Annotated in this window: 19 protein-coding genes and 1 pseudogene; 4 read left to right on the plus strand and 16 right to left on the minus strand. The window is 37.3% G+C overall.

From position 1 onward, the window contains the following. The 7 genes and pseudogenes from ACE199_RS17515 to hppD all read right to left on the minus strand — a co-directional run. Positions 1-281 (minus strand): annotated as a pseudogene (locus ACE199_RS17515) (hypothetical protein); the annotation flags it as partial. A 539-nt stretch (positions 282-820) separates the two neighbouring features. After that, the gene (locus ACE199_RS17520; RefSeq protein WP_375350961.1) at positions 821-1978 is read right to left on the minus strand and encodes a Leu/Phe/Val dehydrogenase; all 1158 of its coding nucleotides are present in this window, start codon (positions 1976-1978) and stop codon (positions 821-823) included. Positions 1979-2009: 31 nt separating this feature from the next. Continuing rightward, positions 2010-3437 (minus strand): Na+/H+ antiporter NhaC, encoded by a 1428-nt coding sequence (gene nhaC / locus ACE199_RS17525; protein ID WP_375350962.1) that lies wholly within the window; start codon positions 3435-3437, stop codon positions 2010-2012. Positions 3438-3648: 211 nt separating this feature from the next. Continuing rightward, a complete protein-coding gene (locus ACE199_RS17530) occupies positions 3649-4809 on the minus strand; it encodes a homogentisate 1,2-dioxygenase (RefSeq protein WP_127761832.1) in 1161 nt (386 codons plus the stop codon). Positions 4810-4848: 39 nt separating this feature from the next. Further along, positions 4849-6129: a fumarylacetoacetase gene (fahA, locus tag ACE199_RS17535; protein WP_375350963.1), complete on the minus strand. Its 1281-nt coding sequence runs from the start codon at positions 6127-6129 to the stop codon at positions 4849-4851. 16 nt (positions 6130-6145) lie between these two features. Beyond that, positions 6146-7120 carry a hypothetical protein gene (locus ACE199_RS17540; protein WP_375350964.1) on the minus strand — a complete coding sequence of 325 codons (975 nt, stop codon included), beginning with the start codon at positions 7118-7120 and terminating at the stop codon, positions 6146-6148. Positions 7121-7154: 34 nt separating this feature from the next. After that, on the minus strand, positions 7155-8273 hold the full coding sequence (gene hppD, locus ACE199_RS17545) for a 4-hydroxyphenylpyruvate dioxygenase (protein ID WP_375350965.1): 1119 nt from the start codon (positions 8271-8273) through the stop codon (positions 7155-7157). 238 nt (positions 8274-8511) lie between these two features. Between hppD and ACE199_RS17550 the strand changes: the two genes are divergently transcribed. Continuing rightward, positions 8512-8727, plus strand: a complete 216-nt coding sequence (locus ACE199_RS17550) for a DUF1450 domain-containing protein (protein ID WP_375350966.1) — start codon at positions 8512-8514, stop codon at positions 8725-8727. Positions 8728-9029: 302 nt separating this feature from the next. Here the strand turns inward: ACE199_RS17550 and ACE199_RS17555 are convergent, their stop codons facing one another. From ACE199_RS17555 to ACE199_RS17595, 9 genes are all read right to left on the minus strand, one after another. Next, on the minus strand, positions 9030-9209 hold the full coding sequence (locus ACE199_RS17555) for a small, acid-soluble spore protein, H family (RefSeq protein ID WP_375350967.1): 180 nt from the start codon (positions 9207-9209) through the stop codon (positions 9030-9032). A gap of 129 nt (positions 9210-9338) precedes the next feature. Next, positions 9339-9752 carry a YkvA family protein gene (locus ACE199_RS17560; RefSeq protein WP_375350968.1) on the minus strand — a complete coding sequence of 138 codons (414 nt, stop codon included), beginning with the start codon at positions 9750-9752 and terminating at the stop codon, positions 9339-9341. Between the two features lie 102 nt (positions 9753-9854). Beyond that, positions 9855-11537 (minus strand): methyl-accepting chemotaxis protein, encoded by a 1683-nt coding sequence (locus ACE199_RS17565; RefSeq protein WP_375350969.1) that lies wholly within the window; start codon positions 11535-11537, stop codon positions 9855-9857. Positions 11538-11800: 263 nt separating this feature from the next. Next, positions 11801-12511 carry an ABC transporter ATP-binding protein gene (locus tag ACE199_RS17570; protein ID WP_375350970.1) on the minus strand — a complete coding sequence of 237 codons (711 nt, stop codon included), beginning with the start codon at positions 12509-12511 and terminating at the stop codon, positions 11801-11803. After that, positions 12504-13277, minus strand: coding sequence for an ABC transporter ATP-binding protein (locus tag ACE199_RS17575; RefSeq protein WP_252282649.1), 774 nt, complete (start codon positions 13275-13277; stop codon positions 12504-12506). Before ACE199_RS17575 ends, ACE199_RS17570 begins: the two co-directional genes overlap by 8 nt. Further along, entirely contained in the window at positions 13261-14229 is a 969-nt protein-coding gene (locus ACE199_RS17580) for a branched-chain amino acid ABC transporter permease (protein WP_252291481.1), read from the minus strand. Before ACE199_RS17580 ends, ACE199_RS17575 begins: the two co-directional genes overlap by 17 nt. A gap of 4 nt (positions 14230-14233) precedes the next feature. Further along, positions 14234-15118 (minus strand): branched-chain amino acid ABC transporter permease, encoded by an 885-nt coding sequence (locus tag ACE199_RS17585; RefSeq protein ID WP_252291483.1) that lies wholly within the window; start codon positions 15116-15118, stop codon positions 14234-14236. 129 nt (positions 15119-15247) lie between these two features. Further along, positions 15248-16399: an ABC transporter substrate-binding protein gene (locus ACE199_RS17590; protein ID WP_252291485.1), complete on the minus strand. Its 1152-nt coding sequence runs from the start codon at positions 16397-16399 to the stop codon at positions 15248-15250. Between the two features lie 201 nt (positions 16400-16600). Further along, positions 16601-17593 carry an ABC transporter substrate-binding protein gene (locus tag ACE199_RS17595; RefSeq protein ID WP_375350971.1) on the minus strand — a complete coding sequence of 331 codons (993 nt, stop codon included), beginning with the start codon at positions 17591-17593 and terminating at the stop codon, positions 16601-16603. Positions 17594-17791: 198 nt separating this feature from the next. Here ACE199_RS17595 and ACE199_RS17600 point away from each other — a divergent pair, with 198 nt between their 5' ends. Genes ACE199_RS17600 through ACE199_RS17610 form a run of 3 tightly spaced genes read left to right on the plus strand, consistent with a single transcriptional unit; the run spans position 17792 to position 20686 of the window. Next, positions 17792-18793, plus strand: coding sequence for a FecCD family ABC transporter permease (locus ACE199_RS17600; RefSeq protein ID WP_375350972.1), 1002 nt, complete (start codon positions 17792-17794; stop codon positions 18791-18793). Further along, positions 18793-19848, plus strand: a complete 1056-nt coding sequence (locus ACE199_RS17605; protein ID WP_375350973.1) for a FecCD family ABC transporter permease — start codon at positions 18793-18795, stop codon at positions 19846-19848. The genes ACE199_RS17600 and ACE199_RS17605 overlap by 1 nt, the downstream gene beginning before the upstream one ends. A gap of 13 nt (positions 19849-19861) precedes the next feature. After that, complete coding sequence (locus ACE199_RS17610) at positions 19862-20686, plus strand: ABC transporter ATP-binding protein (RefSeq protein WP_375350974.1); 825 nt, start codon at positions 19862-19864, stop codon at positions 20684-20686. The last annotated feature ends 8 nt before the right edge of the window (positions 20687-20694 follow it).

The raw sequence follows: 20694 nt of genomic DNA on the forward strand, positions 1-20694 counted from the left end.
AAAAAACGGTCATATGCGTCTTTTAAACGTAAAGCCGTATTCTTTAACGGAGACGAATGAACCGTCCGAAGGAACGGATGACTTTCTTTCATATTAGTTGCATAATCACGTAAATTTCTACCTCTTAATAGCTCTAAAGGAGACCCTTTTTCATAATCGTCTCTCGCAGCTTGTACGAGTTGATTATACAACCAATTGCAGATTTTGCTTTGGCCGTCCAATGAATGTTCATCTTCTTTTTTAAAAAACATTTCAATCTTACGATTAAATACCAAACTCACTATTTTCACCTCCTTCTATACGAACAAATGATCCTATTTATATTTTACGATAAGCTTACCAACAGTTCAATGTCTATAATTCAAAAAAACTTGCTCAATGAAAAATAAAATTGAGCAAGTTTAACTATATTTAAAGAAGCTGTTTTTTAGCCCCTGTAATACGTACCCACATTCTTCGCCGCTATGAGAAATTAATTCTAATTCTGTCATATCACCAGGTTGTATCTCTACAATAATATGATACATTTTATGACACGATATAATTTAGGTAAAGCTCCTCAAGGAACAGCTAATGATGTAGAGTCTTTCCGAGATTTGCTGTCAGCCCTCCGCACGATTCCTCATAGACATGCACTGCCCTGTCCACTATCACTTACGCCATCAAGTAGTGTGTCCACCCGTTAGTCCGATAAGCAACCAAACGCACAAAAGAAGAGTAGCAATCACTACTCTTCTTAGAATTTTTATCCCACACTTAGGGCAGTAAGATCCCTACTGATGGAAGTTTCACTTTATATCCCCATTGACAATGGATTTGATTAATGACGGATTTGCCACTTTGGACGTTTATTTGGAGAGAAGAAGCTATCTCTTGTCTTTCTTACATTCAGTCTGTTTTCGCACATCAAGTTTGCTGCTTCTACAGTTGTAATATTTTCGTTTTCTGATTGTTGTAGAACCTCAAGAACGGAACGATAAATATTTTTCGTTTTACTTAATACTCGACTCTTATTCGGTCCATATAATTCATCCGCTACTTGGATAACACCGCCGCTATTTACAATATAATCAGGTGCATAGAGAATTCCTCTTTCTTTTAAAACTTTAGCATGGCTTTCGTGAAGAAGTTGGTTATTTGCCGCACCCGCAATTCCTTGTACTTTTAGTTGATCAATGGTTTGATCATTGATAATGCCCCCAATGGCACATGGAACAAATATATCCGCATCCGTTCCATAAATTTCATTACCCTTGACAGCGATTGCTTTTCCGCCCATTTGTTTTGCTTTTTCTACTAATGTTTGTACTGCTTCGTCGGAAACATCTGTAACATATAAATCAGCCCCATGTTCTAGTAAATGTTCCGCTACTTTAAAACCAACTTTACCTAATCCTTGAATGGCAAATCTTTTTCCAGTTAAATTTTCGTGGCCCCATAATGTATTGGAAACTGCCTGAATACTGTATAAAATTCCAAGAGCTGTTGGAATTGATGTTTCACCACCACCACCGTACTCTTCTGGTAAACCGGCAATACAGTTTGTTTCTTTGTGTGCATGAACGAAATCGTCTAGGACGGTCCCCATGTCCGTTCCTGTATAAAATCGACCATGTAAGGAATCAATAAATTGTCCATATGCACGGAATAATTCTGGAGTTTTGTCCTTCAGTGGATCCCCAATAATAACACCCTTACCTCCACCGAAATCATTATCAGCCGCAGCATTTTTGTATGTCATCCCTTTTGATAAGCGTAAAGCATCTTCTAAAGCTTCTTCAAATGTGTGATAAGGTCTCATTCTCGTACCGCCTAATGCTGGTCCAAGGGTAGTATCATGAATCGCAATAATGGCTTTCAATCCTGTCACCGGATCATTACAGAATACTACTTGTTCATGGCCTTGAATTTTAGTAAACATGTCGAATGAACCTGTTGATTGCATAGTTATATTTTCAGTTGGTAATGTTAATGTCATTTTAATTTCCTCCTAGTAAGTTGGTAAGTTATTAACCTTCCATTACATTTCTTGTTACTTCAATCGTATTTTCAATTGGTTCTATTTCCTCTTCTTGCAAAGGTGCCAAACCAATTCCGGTATAGCCATAGATAATCGCAACAACCGGCGTAATCATACTAATAAAGACATAAGGAACATATTCCATGCCTATATTTAAGGTGGACATAATAAAGGCACCTGTTACTCCCCATGGGACCATTGGATGGATGATTGTCCCTGCATCTTCCAACGTTCTAGATAAATTTTTTGGATGGAGTTTTACCTTTTTATAAGCTGATTCAAATAACTGCCCAGGTAAAATGATGGATAGATACTGTTCACCGACAGTTAGGTTAATGCCAAGGCAAGAGAAAACGGTTGCTGTGATAACATTTCCCCTGCTTTTCAACATTTTTTGAATTCCCCCAATAATGGACTCGGGAAGCCCAATTTTTTGGATGATTCCTCCAAAGGCAAGTGATATTAAAATGAGTGAAACCCCAAATAACATACTGCTTAACCCACCAAGAGAAAGTAAACTATCAATCGCTTCTACACCTGTTTCTGCAACATAACCATTATGTGCTGTTCCTATAATGGTCTCAATCGCGATATTTGGAACAGTATAGAAAGTGGTTAAAACCGCTACGATTAAACCGATCACAAGTGCTGGAATAGGACTCACACGTTTTACAGCCAGAATAATGATTAACAGTGGCGAAAGTAGTGTGATGGGTGTAATCATGAATTCGTCATTTAGAACATTAGTAATTGTTTCGATTTGTTTACTATCTACACTGCCCTTATCCAGAAATAATCCAATTGCAGTAAATGCAACCAATGTAATGATATAACTCGGAATTGTTGTCCATAGCATATGTTTAATATGTTCAAAAATATTTACCTTTGCTGTTGCTGATGAAAGATTAGTAGTATCTGAAAGTGGAGAGATTTTATCTCCAAAAATAGCTCCAGAGACAATGGCACCAGCTGTCATTGCTGGAGAAATGTCTAAAGCGTACGCAATTCCCATTAAAGAAACCCCGATAGTACCAATAGCACTCCATGAACTTCCACAGAAAACTGAGACAATTGAACAGATCAATAATGTTGACATTAAGAAAAATTCAGGAGATAAGATGTGTAAACCATAATAAGTAATTGTTGGGACTGTTCCATTTAGAACCCATACCCCTATTAACATTCCAATTAAACAGAGAATTAAGATGGATGGGATTCCGTAAAAAATCCCTTTTGCCATGGCATTCTCTAGATCTTTCCATTTATGACCCAATATAAGGCCATAACAGGTAACGAAAATCGTTGCTGCGACAATCGGAATATGAGGTGCAACACCATAATAAAGAATACTTATAGCTAATAAAGTAATAACACTTAGCACAACCACTATCGAGGCTAGAAATGAAGGTTTTTTCATGCATCTTCTCCTTTATCTTCTGTAATGAGGACTGATACCTTAAAGACTACAATGTCTTCTTTCGAAGGCAAGCGTTTGCAATAAAACAAATTTATTTGCATTGCAACTTCTATTCTCTATTGATTATTTTTTTGCTTTCCTTTTTATCACCCATTTCTATTGGGTGGCAAAAAGGAAAGTATTCATGCCTAACAGAATTAAAGAATGAAACTTATTTCGGGGCCCAACTATATTTATAATTGGAGTCTTCCAAAATATTGGTCTGATTTACTACTTTTAAAGGTTTGAATGTGTCAATCATAACCGCTAATTCCAATGTTTCCTTTTTGCCTATACTTGCTTCAATGGTTCCAGGGTGCGGACCATGAGGAATACCAGAAGGATGTAGAGTGATTGAACCTTCATTTATTCCTTTTCGACTCATAAAATTCCCCTCTACATAATAGAGAACTTCATCACTATCCACATTGCTATGATAGTAAGGTGCTGGGATCGCATCAGGATGATAGTCATATAGTCTAGGAACAAAAGAACAAATAACAAAATTATGTCCTTCAAACATTTGATGAATTGGTGGTGGCATATGAATTCTGCCTGTTATTGGCTCGAAATCTCTAATATTAATTTTCCATGGATATAAATATCCATCCCATCCTTCAACATTCATTGGATGGTGGCTTAGAAAATGAGAATGAAGGAATCCTCTTGATTTTGTTCTTACTTCAAAACTTCCCTTTTCCGAAAAAGTTTCAAGTTTTTCCGGCCCAAAAATATCCCTTTCACAGAATGGGCTATGTTCAAGAAGTTGGCCATGCTCATTTCGATAACGTTTCGGTGTTGTAATCCAGCTGGTCGTTTCAATCACTAGAAGCTTAGTTTCTTCATTAATATTAGGTACTACTCTATAAATAGTTCCAACCGGAATAACAATATAGTCCCCTGGTTCATAGTGAATAGTTCCAAACATGCTTTCTACTTTCCCAGTACCATAGTGAACAAAAAGTAGTTCATCCCCGTCGCTATTCCTGTAGTAATAGTCCATACTTTTAGTTGTTTTCGCTACTCCGATTAGCAAGTCATCGTTACCAAGAATGAACTGTCTCCCGCTAACGGCATCGCCAAGATTGGATTCAAAATCTGTTTGAAAATGACGGTGACATAAATCTTTTTGTTCCTCGTATTCAAGATGACAGTCTGCATATAATTCAGATTTAACAATTTCTGTAGGAGCATCATGATGATAAAGAATGGATTGCATACCAGAGAACCCTTTTGTACCCATGACTTGCTCACGATAAAGAGACTCGTCTTCTTTTCGAAAAGCAGTATGTCTCTTTCTTGGAATGTTTCCTAGTTTTTTGTAAAATGGCATAACGATTCCTCCTGGATGATAGATTAGTAGAAAAAAGGGTTATTTCTGAACTGTAGAGTATTCTAGTGCGGGGAGAATACATCCAGTCACTTCACCAAATCCGATGCGATAGCCATCTCCTTGACACCATGCAGTTAGGGTCAATTCATCGCCATCTTCTAACCAATTTCGCTGTTCACCATTATTCATTTGAATGGGTTCAGATCCTCCCCATGTTAATTCCAATAAGCTGCCTCGTGATTCAGGTGTTGATCCACTAATAGTTCCCGAAGCTAGCAAGTCCCCTGTACGTAAATTACAACCACCTACCGTATGATGAGCGATTTGCTGAGCCATACTCCAGTAGAGGTGGCGGAAGTTACTTTGACAAATACGCTGCGGTGAATCCATCCTTTCTCCACGGAGATGTACTTCTAATTGAATATCAAAGGATCCTTTTCCGGATTGTTGTAAATATGGGAGTTGCTCCACTTCTGGTTTAGGCCCATCTACTCGGAAAGGCTCTAGCGCCTCTAGTGGTACAACCCAAGGTGAGATCGAGGTAGCAAAGTTTTTGCCTAGGAAAGGTCCTAGTGGTTGATACTCCCAAGCTTGAATATCACGTGCACTCCAATCATTTACAAGCACGAGACCAAAGATATGATCCTCCGCTTCATCAACCGGAATCGATTTTCCAAGATCGTTACCAGCGCCGATAAACCATCCCATTTCTAATTCAAAATCAAAGCGGAGGGAAGGCCCAAATACAGGAGTATCACTTTCTGGCGTTTTCATTTGCCCAAGTGGTCGACGTACATCTGTACCACTTGATACGATTGAGCTAGCACGTCCATGATATCCAACCGGTAGATTCAACCAGTTCGGCATTAATGCATTCTCTTTCCCCCGAAACATGACCCCTACATTCATCGCATGTTCTTTTGAAGCATAAAAATCTGTGTAATCACCAATTGCTACAGGCAAAAGCATTTCAACATCCTTTTGTTGATAAAATGCTTGATTGCGAAGGGCAGAATTGTCCCGAAGAGTTGGTTCATCAGAACTTAATAGTTTTTGAAGGCTTGTACGAACTGTGCTCCATACTTTCCGGTTCGTCGTCATAAATGCATTAAGGGTGGATTGTTTAAAAACTTCTTTTCCCTGTAATTCTGGGATGTTTAAAAGTCCCGCATCTTCTATAACCGAAAGATCTAAGACGAAATCTCCTATCGCTACACCAACACGAGGAGATCCTCCATTTTTAGGTTGGAATACTCCATAAGGAAGATTCTGAATTGGGAAATGGGAATCTGCTTTAACTTCAATGAACGAATGAGTCATTTGTATCCTCCTCATATTACAAAATATCCAATGCTTTCATATCTTCGCGTGGTTCATCGAAACTACAACATCCATATGAACGTAATACTGAGTCGCGAAGATTTTTTATTTCGTTACTGGTCATTTTTAAACCACACCAAGAAATTTCATTCGGATGAAAAGTAAAGTTGCTTACCTCTTCATCAGCGAGTATCTTCTCTATCGTTGGTAAATCAAGATGATGAAGATGGGTCAACATTCCTGCTACAAATACATTGATGAACCCATGCATTTTTGCGCCAATCTCTTCTCGATACATTCGAATTGGATGATGTAATCCAGCCGTGAATTTCATTGCAAGATTCCGGTCACAGCATCCTTTTATTGCCAATGCTACCTGTCTCGGATTTAGAAAAGCATCAGCTGTTACGCCGCCAGTACGGAGTTTAAATCCTAAAGTCACTGAACTTTCGCTATTATGGGCAGCAATAACATCTAAAGATTTATGTAATGTTTTTTCCCACTCAGCATTTAAAGGTGCAGGAACCTCACAGTAAGTTTGTAATCCAAGTTTCACTGTTTCTTTAGAGATTGTATTTAATAGATTTAAGTCTGGTATATTAGGAAGTAATGGCATTTCTAAAGTAGTTATTTGTACAACCTGACCATGGCGCTCCCGAAATAAATCAATTTTTTTCAAATCATCAAGCAAACTTTTATGATATTCTGTTGGATTACTAGTTTTCGTTCCCACTGCCGAAATCGTTAAAGGCCGTTCGTTTGAAAACAAAGTAATATATGGATCCAGTTCATCTAAACGGGATGCCTGGACGATAAATGGTCCAAGCATCCATGAATCCTTGTCTAACTGATAGGAAGCATAGTTACGAATTGCTTCATCTAGAGTAAGACTTGTTGGTGGGAAAATCCCTGCATAATCGATTAACTGATTCAAAAAGGGATATAGACTAGTATTTTGATTAAAATTATCTATTCTATCATCTAATTTCATATGATTCTCCCCTTTATCGGTTCATAATAAGATCTTACAAATTCCCTCTGCGTTCTTGTTCTCTTTCGATAGATTCGAATAATGCTTTAAAGTTTCCTTCTCCAAAACCTCGAGATCCTTTTCTCTGAATGATTTCAAAAAATAAAGTTGGACGATCCATAATTGGTTTTGTGAAAATCTGCAATAGGTATCCTTCATCATCACGGTCTACAAGGATTTTTAGCTCACGTAATTTCTCAATACTTTCATCAATTTCGCCTACTCGTTCTGTCAGCATATCGTAGTAGCTGTCAGGAGTATCAAGGAATTCCACCCCGTTGGCCTTTAATGCATTTACCGTTGTAACGATATCATTCGTTAGTACGGCAACATGTTGAACCCCTGCTCCGTTATAATAATCAAGATATTCCTCGATTTGGGACTTGCGTTTACTATTCGCTGGCTCGTTAATAGGGAATTTAATTCTTCCACCGTTATGCATAACTTTTGACATAAGGGCAGAGTATTCAGTGCTGATGTCTTCATCATCAAAGTGAATCATTTGTTTAAAGCCCATTACCTTTTCGTAGTAGGAAACCCATTCTTCCATATGTTCTACATTCCCAACAATATGGTCCACTCCAATTAATCCTGTTTCAGCAGCAGGAAAATCAAAATCTGCTTTTTGATATCCTGGTAAAAATTCACCCTTATAATCATTTCTTTCAATCAGTGTGTGAATAGTATCACCGTATGTTCCGATAATTGCTTTTTTAACTGATCCATTTTCATCTTCCAACACTTGAGGTTCCATGATTGGAATACCACCGCGTGAAACCGCTTCTTTGTAAGCGTCTTCAACATTATCCACACGTAAAGCGACATCTTTTACACCATCACCATGCAGTTTTACAAACTCGGCAATCGGATGATCGGATTGAAGAGCACCAGTTACAACAAAACGGATGTTTTTTTGTTGAAGAACATAAGAAACTTTGTCTCTTTGACCTGTTTCTAATCCTGAATAAGCAAGGGGACGAAAACCATATCCGTTGCATAAATAAAAAGTTGTTTGTTTAGCGTTGCCAACGTAAAACTCAATATAATCAATATCCTTTATAGAGAAAAATTCCTTTTCTAGTACATTCTTTTCTACCCCAGTTTGTTTTTTCATAATGTATCCTCCCTTTGTTTTATCATTTTCACTATTTTTCCGATTAAAAACGTTCGGAATTTTGTAACAATATCGCCATTATAAAGTGAAAAATATTATTACGCAAAAACTTCCATTAAAACCAAAAAACTACAAAGCGTCACCGTGTTAAAGCGTTTTCACTTTGGTGTATGCGTTTGCATTTACAGATTTTTCCGAATACAATTAGCTTCAATCAGCTAAAAAGGGAGGAAAAATTATGGCATGTATAGTCAAATTTTGCACATCAAATTATATCAATGGATCCTATGAAATCAAGGAAATGGCGGAAAAAAACCCAAAAATAACGATTGAAGAAGATTACTGTCTGGGCAATTGTGGGCAATGCATGACAGAAAGTTTTGCAGTCATTAACCAAACACCTGAAGTGATAGAAAAATATGAAGAACTCTTAGAAAAGATAGGGGCAAAATAGAAAATTGACGATAATTGACGAATTTTGTTGAAAAGTTTTTGGATAAATTTCCGAAAAAAATTATGCCACGCAATAAGGATAACTGAAAATCATTCGATTAATATCACATAAATTAAAATATAGATCTTACTCTTTGTAGAAACTCTTTCAATCTTTCACTAATTGTCAAAAATTAATTCTTAACGAAGGATAAGAACAGATTAAAGAGGTTAATTGAAGGATTAAATGTTGTACGGTAAAAAAATATACTGAGACTCATAAATCAAAACAACCACTCTAAATTTAGAGTGGTTGTTTTGATATTAAAATTCCTGAAGCTCAGAAATATCTACTTCGGATCTTTCTTCTAAAGGCCCTCTTAATTCAACAGTAGCCGTCTTTCCATCTTCATGCAATTTATCAATCCACACAGATACTCCATTATATTGAACTTCAATATCTGCTGAAGAAGAGAGTATTTGCTTTACACGATTGGCATCCATTCTCTTTTTTCCCCCTATCATTAATAGTCATTATAGTATTTGCCAGAAAACAAATTTTATGCGGTGAATTTTTGAACAAACAAAAGTACCAGATAAGCTCCAAATCATTTGGAACTTATCTGGTACTCTTTATCTTCCTATTTTCTCATCAATATCAGCGGTATCTACGTCTTGACCAAACCAGTCTGCAAGCTTTGTTTTCGCCTTATCTTTAATCTCATCATCGATATACATCGCTACTTGAAATAGCGCCACACCTAATGCACCTAAATCATCTGTAAATCCGATTCCTAACATCATATCTGGAAGTAAGTCTACCGGAAGAATAAAATATCCTAATGCCCCGATAATGACCGCTTTTGCTTTTTTTGGAACTTCAGGCTTTTGTAACGTGTAATACAAAAGTAAGACAGCATAAACAACAGACGACCCGGCTTTTTTGCCAAACTTCTTTAATTTATCCCAAAACTTATCATCTGAATAGTGTTTCTCCGACCTTTGCATCTTATTAATAACTTCTTGTTCGTCAACATGATTGGTCATAATGAGTCCCTCCTTTGTGAATCTCTGAATATGTTCTTATCCATATCTTAATCCTATATTGGATAATCTACAAATTTAGTTTCACAGCTGACACTTTCATGATTACATCTTAAATCGATGAACTAGCTCATAAAGAGATTCTGATATAACCGTTAAAGACTGAGCCGCTGCTTGGATTTCTTGCATTGTCGCTAATTGTTCTTCTGTTGTCGCTGTAATTTCACTCGTATTTTCTGAAATAACCTCAGATAATGATAAGACGTCTTCCACTCTTTGAGAAACGGATTCAAAACTTGTACCTAGATGTTCCGTCGTCGCTGCAATTTGTTGAATTTGCGTCGATACACTAGAAATCGAGTCTAATATTTCCTTAAATTGTACCGCTGTTTCTTTCGTCAAGTCATTTCCCGTATTTACATTATCTTTCACAACAACAATTGTATTCACAGTATTTTTCGTCTCCACTTGTATATGATCAATCAGCTCCCGAATTTGATTAGCCGATTGACTCGATTGATCTGCTAATTTGCGCACTTCCTCCGCTACAACGGAAAAGCCTTTTCCATGCTCTCCGGCTCTTGCCGCTTCAATCGCTGCATTCAATGCTAATAAATTCGTTTGATTCGCAATATCATTAATGATCTCTGTAATGTGATTAATTTTTAACACATCCTCCGCTAAAGAACGGACACTTTGATCAGCTTGATCGACTGACTGATGAATAAACTCCATAGAATCTACAATCTTTTCTACACTTTTCTCGCCACTATCCGCTTTCATGCTAACGACTTCAGCAGCGCTCGAAACATTTGCTGCACTCGTAGCGATGTTTAATATTCCATCTAACGATTCCTTTACGGCTAATGAGCTCTCATCTAAAATTTTGTTCTGATGATTCATATTCATTGAAATTTGTTGAAGAGAGTCTGCAATTTGATCAGCTGATGCCGTTGTCTGCTCCGCACTAGCTAAAAACTGTTCGGATGAAGAAGCTGCTTGTTCGGATGAAACACTAATACGAGAAATCATCTCTCTTAATGAAACAACAAATGCATTAAATGATTGTGCCACTTCACCAAATTCATCCTGATTCTTCACCTCAATAGTCTTCGTTAAATCCCCTTCTCCTTCAGAAATATCATTCATTTGCTCTTTCAGCTTATGTAATGGAACCAAAATAGCTTTAATTAAATGAATTCCGAATACTATTCCTACTATAGTCGCTATCCCTGCAATCACGACTAATAATGTCTGTCTAAGACTGGAGTCTGATTTTAACTGCTTTCTTGCTTCAACTATCTCTGTATCCAACTTTTCAATATAACGCTCAAAAGATGGATCTAAAATTTCTTTACGTAACTGACGACCTTCTTCAAAATGAAGTGTATTCGCCTTTTCAGGATCATCTTTTATTGTTTCTATGACCTGTTGACTAACAGCCCAATATTTTTCATAATTTTGCGTAATTTCAGCAACTAATGTTTGATCAGACACTGGAGCGAGTTGACTTAATCGTTCTAAATGAAGAAAAATCTCATCTGATTTTTCCTGCATTTGTTGAGCATACGTTTCATCTTTTGTAAGCAGTAAGGCTCTCTCATCATTGGACTGTCCCGCCATCCGAAACTCAATTTGCTTCGATATATATTGCATTTCTGAAAGACGATCCATATCTTCGTTTTCATCTACATTTTTATGTAAAGACGTAATAGCTATAACTCCAACAGCCAGTAAAGACAAAACTAATAAAACAATCACACTTATAAGCCTGGTCTTAATTCTCATAATACCCTCCTACGATGCTTATCCTTTATCATCGTAAATTATATCAATCCGCCTATAAGAATACTAGGAAGAAAGACTAGTTTTTCAACTCTAGAGAGATAACTAATTCTTTAAACCTATTATTTAGAAAGCTATATTAAATAGCATACCTTTTGTAAAGTTCTCTCCAGCCACATCAGATTTTAAATAAATCGATGATATGGACATCTGTGTATTCAAACTAAAAGGGAGCCTTTAAGCTCCCTAGATGGTATTATTCATTCTTAACTCGATTTTTTCCCAAGATACGCTTCAACCACTCTAGAATCTTCTAGTAAGTCTTTAGCATTTCCACTAATAATAACTTTACCCGTTTCCAAAACGTATCCATAATCGGCAATCTTCAGTGCTTGTTTTGCATTTTGTTCAACAAGAAGAACCGTTGTTCCTCCATTTTTAATTTCTGTAATAATTTTGAAAATGTCAGCCACGATTAAAGGTGCCAGCCCCATTGAAGGCTCGTCTAGTAATAATAATTTTGGTTTTGAAAGAAGGGCTCGAGCAATAGCAAGCATTTGCTGCTGGCCACCTGAAAGGGTTCCAGCTAGCTGGGTCTTTCTTTCTTTCAAAATTGGAAAGCGGCTCATTACATGTTCAATATCTTGCTCGACTTCCTTATCATTACGTTGATAAGCGCCCATTTCTAAATTTTCATACACGGTCATAGAAGATAGTATAGCTCTACCTTCTGGAACAAGAGCAATTCCTTTTTTCAAAAGCTGATCGGGTCTTAATCCTGTGATATCTTCACCTAAAAACTCTACTTTCCCTTTTTTAGGTTTTAATAAACCAGCAATCGTTTTCATAGTCGTCGTTTTGCCGGCCCCATTTGCCCCTAAAATCGTGACAATTTGACCTTGCTCCACTTCAAGACTAACCTCTTTTAACGCCTGAATTTTATCATAAAAAGTTTCAATCTTCGTTACTTTAAGCAATTTCATCATCCTCCTCGGATCCAAGGTAGGCTTCAATCACGGCAGGGTTGTTTTGAATTTCCTCAGGTGTTCCCTCTGCTAGTTTCTTACCGAAGTTCAACACAGTAATATGATCACATAGCTTCATAACTAGAGGCATATCGTGTTCAATAATTAAAACCGAAATTCCTCTTACTTGAACCTGTTTAATTAAATCGAATAAGCTTGCTGTTTCCGTTTCATTCATACCAGCTGCAGGTTCATCTAGTAATAATAGCTTCGGATCACTCGCTAATGCTCTAGCAATTTCTAATCGTCTTTGCTGACCATAGGATAAGTTTTCTGATACAACGTCATGGAAATCTGATAATCCCACTAAATCCAAAAGCTCTATTGCTTTTTCTCGTATTTTCCTTTCTTCTGTACGTTGCGATTTAGGACGAAACACACCGCTAAACACACCAGCTTTACTACGAGAATGTGCACCAACCATTACATTTTCCAACGTTGTCATTTGAGAAAATAGACGAATGTTTTGAAAAGTACGGCAAATCCCTTTATCCGTGATCTTATGTGGTTTAATTCCTGTTATTGTTTCATTGGAAAAGATAATTTCTCCCGTAGTTGGCGGGAACATATTAGTAATAAGGTTAAACATCGTCGTTTTCCCTGCTCCATTGGGACCTATTAAACCATGTATTTCTCCTTCTTTTAGCTGAAATGACACATCGGTTAAAGCAGAGATTCCGCCAAAGTTTTTAGTAATATTTTTAATTTCTAGAACCATGACTCTTCCCCCTTTTCGATGAAAATTTCTTTTTCAACCACTGAACCATGTTTTCAGTAATAATCCCTTGAGGGCGGAATGCCATCATGAAGATTAAGATTAAACCATAAATCATATAACGATATTCGCTAATCACACGAAGTGCCTCCGGCAACAGCGTCATAAACGTTGCACCAAAAATGGCTCCTAAAATTACTTCACTGCCACCAAAAACAGCAAAAATCAGTATTTCAACTGCACGATGATAAGCAAAGTCAGCCGGGCTAATATAAGCTAATACATGGGCAAATAACGATCCTGCAAAACCAGCTACAACAGCTCCTTGTGTAAAGGATAGCACTTTATAATACGTAATATTAATTCCCATGGCTTCTGCAGCTTTTTCATCCATTTTAATAGCGGCGAAAGCACGGCCAACACGTGAATTATTCTGTCTAACAAAAAACCAAATAATAAAAATAGTGATTAATAATAGTAGAATTAAGACGAGTAAATAAACAAATTGGTTATTTCTCAAGCCAATACTACTTGGATCTAATCCAGCATCTCTGAATAGATTTAGCAGTTCCCTTCCAATATGGGGAATTCCAGAAAGGCCAACAGAACCTTTTGTAACAGATTCCCAGTTCACAAAAAATACACGCATAACTTCTCCAAAACCTAGAGTGGCAATCGCCAAATATACGCCGCTTAATCGTAATGAAGGAAGACCAACAATGATTCCACAAATACCCGCTACTAAGGAAGCTACAATAACTCCTACTATAATCGGAAGATCGAAATTGATTGTTACTAGAGCTGATGTGTAAGCTCCAATTCCCATAAAGCCGGCACTTCCAAGGGATAATTGTCCAGAAGACAGCGTGACATATATGCTGATCGCTAAAATAATATTGATTAAAATAAATGAACCTATTTGTAAGTAATATGGATTAAGAAGCTCAGCTAGCATACAATTACCTTCCTTCCGCCGCTGATTTTTTACCAAAAATTCCTTGTGGTCGTAATAATAGAATGACAATAATAGTAATAAATGCTATTGCATCACGATAGCCTGAATCCCCATACGCAACAACGAGCGTCTCAGCTAATCCAAGAATTAATCCACCTGCCATAGCGCCTTTCACATTACCCATTCCACCCAAAATAATAATCGCTAACCCTTTTAAACCCATTGATAATCCCATTTGCGGGTTCACAGAGTTAAAAGCCATCCCTACTAAAATACCAGCAATTCCGCCCAGTGCAGAGGCAATGATGACGGTTAAAATGATAATTCTTTTTGTATCTACCCCTAGTATACTAGCTGTTTCTAAATTTTCAGCTGTTGCTCTAAGAGCTTTACCTGCCTTTGTTCTTAACAACCAATAAGATAGACCCATCATTAATACAATCGAAATAGCAAAAATGACAATCTGTACAAGATAAACCGTTATTGAACCAATTTGAAAGTTAATTTCTGCAAAAGAGTTACGGAACGGTTGGTTACCAGCACCAAATAAATGATGGGAAACATTCTCAAGAAAAATAGATACACCAATCGTACTAATTAATGGGGCAAGGTGGGAAACGCCTTGCTTTCCTCGAAGTGGACGAAGAGCAAATCGCTCTAGTAAATACCCTAAAATGGCTGTCGCACCAATTGCGACAAGAAAGGCTGCCCAGAGCGGCCATTTTAATGTACTTGTTACAATAACCCCAATAAATGCACCAAACATGAAGATTTCTCCATGTGCCATATTAATGATACCTAAAACCCCAAATACAAGGGTGAATCCAAGGGCAACGATTGCATAAATGCTCCCAAGTGTGATTCCGTTAATTAACTGTTCTAAAAGCAAGTCATCTCATCCCTTTCTTCAAATTTTTTTGACTACAATCAACAGAAAGGCTATACCCTAGTATGTTCCCTAAGGTATAGCACGTTTTAAAACTTATACCGATATGGATTTTCAAATAACAAGCTTTATTTATTCAAACAATTGGAATTTTCCGTCTTTTATAGTAATAACCGTCGGTTCCATTTCAACGTCACCGTCTTTATCAAAAGAGAATGATCCTAGAATTCCTTCAAAGCCTTTAATTTCTGCAAGAGCGTCACGGAATGCATCACGATCAGCTTCTCCAGCATTTTTCAAAGCTTCCGCATAAATGTAAAGGGCATCGTATGCTTGAGCTGCAAATTGATCTGGTTTCTTGCCATATTCAGCTTCATAAGCTTTAATAAATCCTTGTACTTTTGGATCTTCTTTTTCAGCAAACCAAGGCGTAGCAACGATTAATCCATCAGCAGCTTTTCCAGCGATATTAATAACTTCTGGAGAGTTAAACCCATTTCCGCCAACAAACGGGATTGTGATTCCCATCTTTCTAGCTTGGTCCATAATAACGGCACCTTCATTATATAAAGCAGAAGCTAAAATTAAATCAGGTTTAAGAGATTTTATTTTCGTTAATTGAGCATTATAGTCTGATTGCCCTTTTTGGAATGTTTGAGTCGTTACAACTTCAAGACCCATTTTCTCTACTTCTTCTTTCATTGTGTCATAACCTGATTTTGTTAATACATCGTCATTCCCATATAAAAGAGCAACCTTTTTCACATCATATTTTTCCACTGCTTTTTTCATAGCAGCAGGAATAGCTAGTGATTCCGGAATAGAGTTTCTAAATACATATTCTCCAATTTGCGGAATACCTACCGCTGTAGTCGATGTTCCCATAATTGGAATACCATTTAGATCTGCCTCAGGTCCAACAACATTCATTTCTGTACTTAATGTTGGTCCTAATAGCGCAACGATTTCATCATCACTCATTAGCTTTTGAGCAGCGGATAAAGCTTGTTCTTGTTTTCCAACCGAGTCTTCAATAACAAGATCAATTTTCACTTTTCCTTCTTTGTTGATTTCTTTTTGAGCTAATTTAAATCCATTTGTAATCGCTTCTCCATATGCAGCTCCTGGACCCGTTAAATAGGAAATAACTCCAATTTTCGCATTGATAGTTCCGCCTTCATTTCCTTCCTTATCTGATTGTGAACCACTTCCACCACAAGCGGCTAACAATACAAGCATAAGTACAGAAATTAATACTAGAGATTTTTTAACTGTCTGTCTCATTTCCTTCCCCCTATTTTAATAGTAATTGAAAAACATATATCTATTAAATAGCATTCTAACTATAATGTAAATATAATATTAAGAATTTTTAGTATAATGCAAAAAATAACCAATTTATAGATCTGTTTGATTGTTCCTGTATAATTAAGAAAAAAATAGGCACATTCCAAATTTTTGGAATGTGCCTGACTTCTATTACAATTATTTTTCTAAGAAAATTTTCTCGATATCATCTAACATAATATTTGCTGCTAATACACCACCAGCTGTATTCCAAACAGCATCATCTACTTTATACGTTTTTCCATCTTGAACAACAGATAATTTCTTCCAAAGCGGATCATTTGTCCATTCTTCTTCTGTCGCTACAGCGTTTGGATCGCCTTCTGGTGCATATGTGAAGTAAAATAGAACGTCTCCATCCATTTTAGGAATCATTTCTTTTCCTACTTCAATAGCTAAATTACCTAATTTACTATCAGCCTTAAACATCTCTGTTTGCTGTTCTGTACGCTTAAATCCTAACTCATTAAAAATCACACCTGAAAATGAGTCTGTGTAGTAAATACGAGTTACTCCAGCCATGAAACGAACAACAGATACTTCTTGATTCGTTTTATCACCTAGTTTTTCTTTAAGAGCAGCTACTTTATCATCATATTGCTGTAAAACTTCTTTTCCTTTTTCCTCTTGATTCACAGCTTTTGCATATAATGAGAAGTTTTCTTTCCAATCTCCTCTTAATGTTTCAGAAAAAATAGTAGGGGCAATTTGACTTAATTTATCATATACGGCTTCTTGACGAAGCTTGTTTCCAATAATTAAATCCGGTTTTAAAGCGGCAATTTTCTCTAAGTTTACTTCACTTTCTAAACCGACTACTTCAACATCTTTCATATCATCTTTAATATGATCATACCAAGGGTCGCCTAACCATGATTGTACCGCACCGACCGGTTTGATTCCTAAAGCTAAAAGAGCTTCCGTTCCTTCATTTGTTAGCACAACGATACGCTCTGGATTTCCTTTTACTTCAGTTGTTCCCATTGCATGTTCAACTGTATAGCTTGTTTCTTTCTTCTCTTTATTATCCGCTTGTTCTGTTCCTTCATCCTTTGTGTTACCACACGCGGCTAAAACGAAAACAGCTAGTATAGCAAACATAGATAATAATCTCTGAATTGTTTTATTCATCCCTTTTCTTCCTCCTATGTATATGGTAAGATATTAACATTGATGACATTGATACTGATAATCGTTATCACCTAAGTTCTTCACTAATACTAAAACAAGGAGCAACTACTGTCAATAACAAATTAAATATTTTGATTGTAAATAAAAACTATGTTATATGACATTGCCGAAATAAAAAACGAAAAGAATGGTAAAACTATGATACTGATTAAAAATTCTACAAAACTATTTGGTATGATTGTTGCACTTCTACTATTGCTGGTCTGTATCGGTATGAGCATTGTTTTTGGTTATACAAATACGTCCGTTCATACTGCATATGAAGCATTCACACAATTTAACAATTCAAACGAACATCTTATTATTCAAAATGTTCGCTTACCAAGAGCGTTAATTGCTGCTGCAGTAGGCGCCTCCCTTGCTATGACAGGGGTGTTGATGCAAACATTAACGAAAAATCCATTAGCTTCACCCGATATTTTAGGTATTAATGCCGGAGCGGGATTTGCCGTTGTATTGGCAATTACCTTTATGCATACAGCAAGCTTGCAAACATTTACTTGGATTTCTTTTCTTGGAGCGGGATTTGCAGCCATTGCTGTTTATGTAATTAGCTCTGCTGGACATGATGGACTAACACCGCTGAAAATCACTCTCGCAGGTGCAGCCATGGCCGCTTTATTTGCTTCTTTTACACAAGGTATCCTTACAGCAAATGAAGCAGAATTGGAGCAAGTGCTGTTTTGGTTAGCTGGTTCTGTCCAAGGAAGAAAGCTAGAATTATTGATAGCTGTTCTCCCCTATTTATTAATTGGCTGGATAGCAGCTATCCTAATTGCACCGAAGATGAATGTATTAGCGATGGGCGATGATGTAGCAAAAGGATTAGGTCTTAAATTAGGCATTGTCAAAATCGTAGTCGTTGTAATTGTTATTTTACTAGCAGGCGGCTCCGTTGCAGTAGCAGGACCAATCGGCTTTATCGGTATTGTCATCCCGCATGTCGCAAGAAAACTTATCGGAACGGATCATCGCTGGTTGATTCCTTTTGCTGGACTACTTGGAGGTATTCTTCTATTGGTAGCTGATATCGGGGCACGATATATCATTATGCCAAGAGAAGTACCAGTAGGTGTTATAACAGCCTTTATCGGGACTCCATTCTTTGTTTACATCGCGAGAAAGGGGTTCAGAAACTAATGAGTAACTATCGAGGATTTCGAGCGTTCAACGGAAAAGTTTCCTTTTTATTTGATAAAAAGGCAGTTAAAAAAATAGGTATTTTATTTATTCTGACTGCATTAATATTCATTATTAGTGCTGGACTCGGCGGGATGGCGATTAGTCCATTAACCGTCCTTCACGTGTTTGCTGGCGGCGGAACAGATATGGAAAGATTAGTAGTCTTAAACTTTCGCTTACCGCGCATCATCATTGCCTTAGTTGCCGGAATGGCATTAGCAGTCGCAGGCGGAATACTTCAAGGAATGATTAAAAACCCATTGGCGTCACCTGACATTATTGGAATTACAACAGGTGCCGGTGCAGCCGTAGTTGGATTTTTATCGATCTTTAGCGACAAAAATCATTCTTTAACAGTCAGTATTCAATGGCTGCCGCTTGCTGCTTTCTTAGGAGCAATACTAGTAGGACTTACCGTTTATTCGCTAGCGTGGCGAAACGGAGTAACTCCTATACGGCTTGTGTTAATTGGTATCGGCATTTCAGCTCTTATGCAAGCAATGACGACTTTACTTATGATACTTGGACCTATTTACCGTGCTAGTGAAGCAAGCATTTGGACGACTGGTAGTGTAAGTAAAGCTACATGGGAACAAGTATGGATGATTCTCCCTTGGACAGCTATCTTCTTGCTAATTGCCTTTATATATTCCCGCGATGTAAATATCCAAGAGTTAGGGGAGGAATTAGCTGCAGGTGTCGGCAACGCTGTACAAAAAAACAGACTGCTATTATTACTCATTAGTACTTGTTTAGTAGCTGGCGCTGTTGCTTTCGCTGGCGGAATTGGCTTTATCGGGTTAATGGCCCCTCATATCGCACGGCGTTTAGTTGGTTCTTCTTTCGGAGTCCTTTTACCGACTTCAGCCTTAATCGGAGGATTGCTCGTCATGTTAGCTGACCTTCTCGGAAGAACATTATTTTCACCGATTGAAGTACCAGCAGGCGTTTTTACAGCGGCAATTGGCGCACCGTATTTTATTTATTTACTGTTTAGAACCCAAAAAAGATAAAGGAGTTTTTACAATGAAAGAAGCCATTCGTACACAAGCCTTAACATTAGGTTACGGTGGGTCTACCATTATTCACGAATTAGATTTAAGCATCCCAAAAGGGGAAATCACTGTTTTTATTGGTGGAAATGGTTGTGGTAAATCGACTTTATTGCGTTCTATGGCTCGCTTATTAAAACCAACTAACGGTGCCGTTCTTCTAGAAGGTGCGGCCATTGCGAAACTGCCGACAAAAGAAGTAGCAAAGAAATTATCCATTTTACCCCAGTCTCCAACAGCTCCTGAAGGATTAACCGTTTTGCAGCTTGTCAAACAAGGACGTTATCCGTATCAGAATTGGCTGAAGCAATGGTCCGAAGAAGATGAAGAAAAAGTAATGAACGCGCTACAAGCTACAGGTATGAGTGAGTTTAAAGACAAACAAGTAGATGAACTTTCTGGCGGCCAAAGACAAAGAGCATGGATTGCAATGACATTAGCACAAGATACAGAAGTCATTCTATTAGATGAACCGACGACTTATCTCGATTTAACACATCAAATTGAAATTCTAGACTTACTATTTGAACTTAATGAAAAAGAGCAGCGAACCATCATCATGGTCTTACACGATTTAAATCTAGCTTGTCGCTACGCTCATCATATCGTAGCTATTCGTAATCAAACCGTCTTTGCCCAAGGAAAACCAGAACAGATTATCAGTCCTGATCTTGTCAAAAACGTCTTTGACATGGAATGCCAAATTGCACAAGATCCTCTCTTTGGCACTCCCCTATGTATTCCTTATGGAAAAGGTCGTCGTATTGCAAATAGAATAAAACATGTAAATGCCTTATAATGTAAAAA

It is taken from the genome of Peribacillus sp. Hz7, from assembly GCF_042136355.1.
Classification (GTDB): Bacteria; Bacillota; Bacilli; order Bacillales; family DSM-1321; genus Peribacillus; species Peribacillus asahii_A.

What these genes read in the sequence shown, in the direction of transcription:
- ACE199_RS17550 (WP_375350966.1), top strand. Translation starts at nt 8,512, where the DNA reads ATGGCATGTATAGTCAAATTTTGCACATCAAATTATATCAATGGATCC.
- ACE199_RS17540 (WP_375350964.1), bottom strand. Translation starts at nt 7,120, where the DNA reads ATGAAATTAGATGATAGAATAGATAATTTTAATCAAAATACTAGTCTA.
- ACE199_RS17595 (WP_375350971.1), bottom strand. Translation starts at nt 17,593, where the DNA reads ATGAATAAAACAATTCAGAGATTATTATCTATGTTTGCTATACTAGCT.
- ACE199_RS17565 (WP_375350969.1), bottom strand. Translation starts at nt 11,537, where the DNA reads ATGAGAATTAAGACCAGGCTTATAAGTGTGATTGTTTTATTAGTTTTG.
- fahA (WP_375350963.1), bottom strand. Translation starts at nt 6,129, where the DNA reads ATGACTCATTCGTTCATTGAAGTTAAAGCAGATTCCCATTTCCCAATT.
- ACE199_RS17600 (WP_375350972.1), top strand. Translation starts at nt 17,792, where the DNA reads ATGATACTGATTAAAAATTCTACAAAACTATTTGGTATGATTGTTGCA.
- ACE199_RS17610 (WP_375350974.1), top strand. Translation starts at nt 19,862, where the DNA reads ATGAAAGAAGCCATTCGTACACAAGCCTTAACATTAGGTTACGGTGGG.
- ACE199_RS17560 (WP_375350968.1), bottom strand. Translation starts at nt 9,752, where the DNA reads ATGACCAATCATGTTGACGAACAAGAAGTTATTAATAAGATGCAAAGG.
- nhaC (WP_375350962.1), bottom strand. Translation starts at nt 3,437, where the DNA reads ATGAAAAAACCTTCATTTCTAGCCTCGATAGTGGTTGTGCTAAGTGTT.
- ACE199_RS17605 (WP_375350973.1), top strand. Translation starts at nt 18,793, where the DNA reads ATGAGTAACTATCGAGGATTTCGAGCGTTCAACGGAAAAGTTTCCTTT.
- ACE199_RS17530 (WP_127761832.1), bottom strand. Translation starts at nt 4,809, where the DNA reads ATGCCATTTTACAAAAAACTAGGAAACATTCCAAGAAAGAGACATACT.
- ACE199_RS17580 (WP_252291481.1), bottom strand. Translation starts at nt 14,229, where the DNA reads ATGCTAGCTGAGCTTCTTAATCCATATTACTTACAAATAGGTTCATTT.
- ACE199_RS17555 (WP_375350967.1), bottom strand. Translation starts at nt 9,209, where the DNA reads ATGGATGCCAATCGTGTAAAGCAAATACTCTCTTCTTCAGCAGATATT.
- ACE199_RS17520 (WP_375350961.1), bottom strand. Translation starts at nt 1,978, where the DNA reads ATGACATTAACATTACCAACTGAAAATATAACTATGCAATCAACAGGT.
- hppD (WP_375350965.1), bottom strand. Translation starts at nt 8,273, where the DNA reads ATGAAAAAACAAACTGGGGTAGAAAAGAATGTACTAGAAAAGGAATTT.
- ACE199_RS17590 (WP_252291485.1), bottom strand. Translation starts at nt 16,399, where the DNA reads ATGAGACAGACAGTTAAAAAATCTCTAGTATTAATTTCTGTACTTATG.
- ACE199_RS17575 (WP_252282649.1), bottom strand. Translation starts at nt 13,277, where the DNA reads ATGGTTCTAGAAATTAAAAATATTACTAAAAACTTTGGCGGAATCTCT.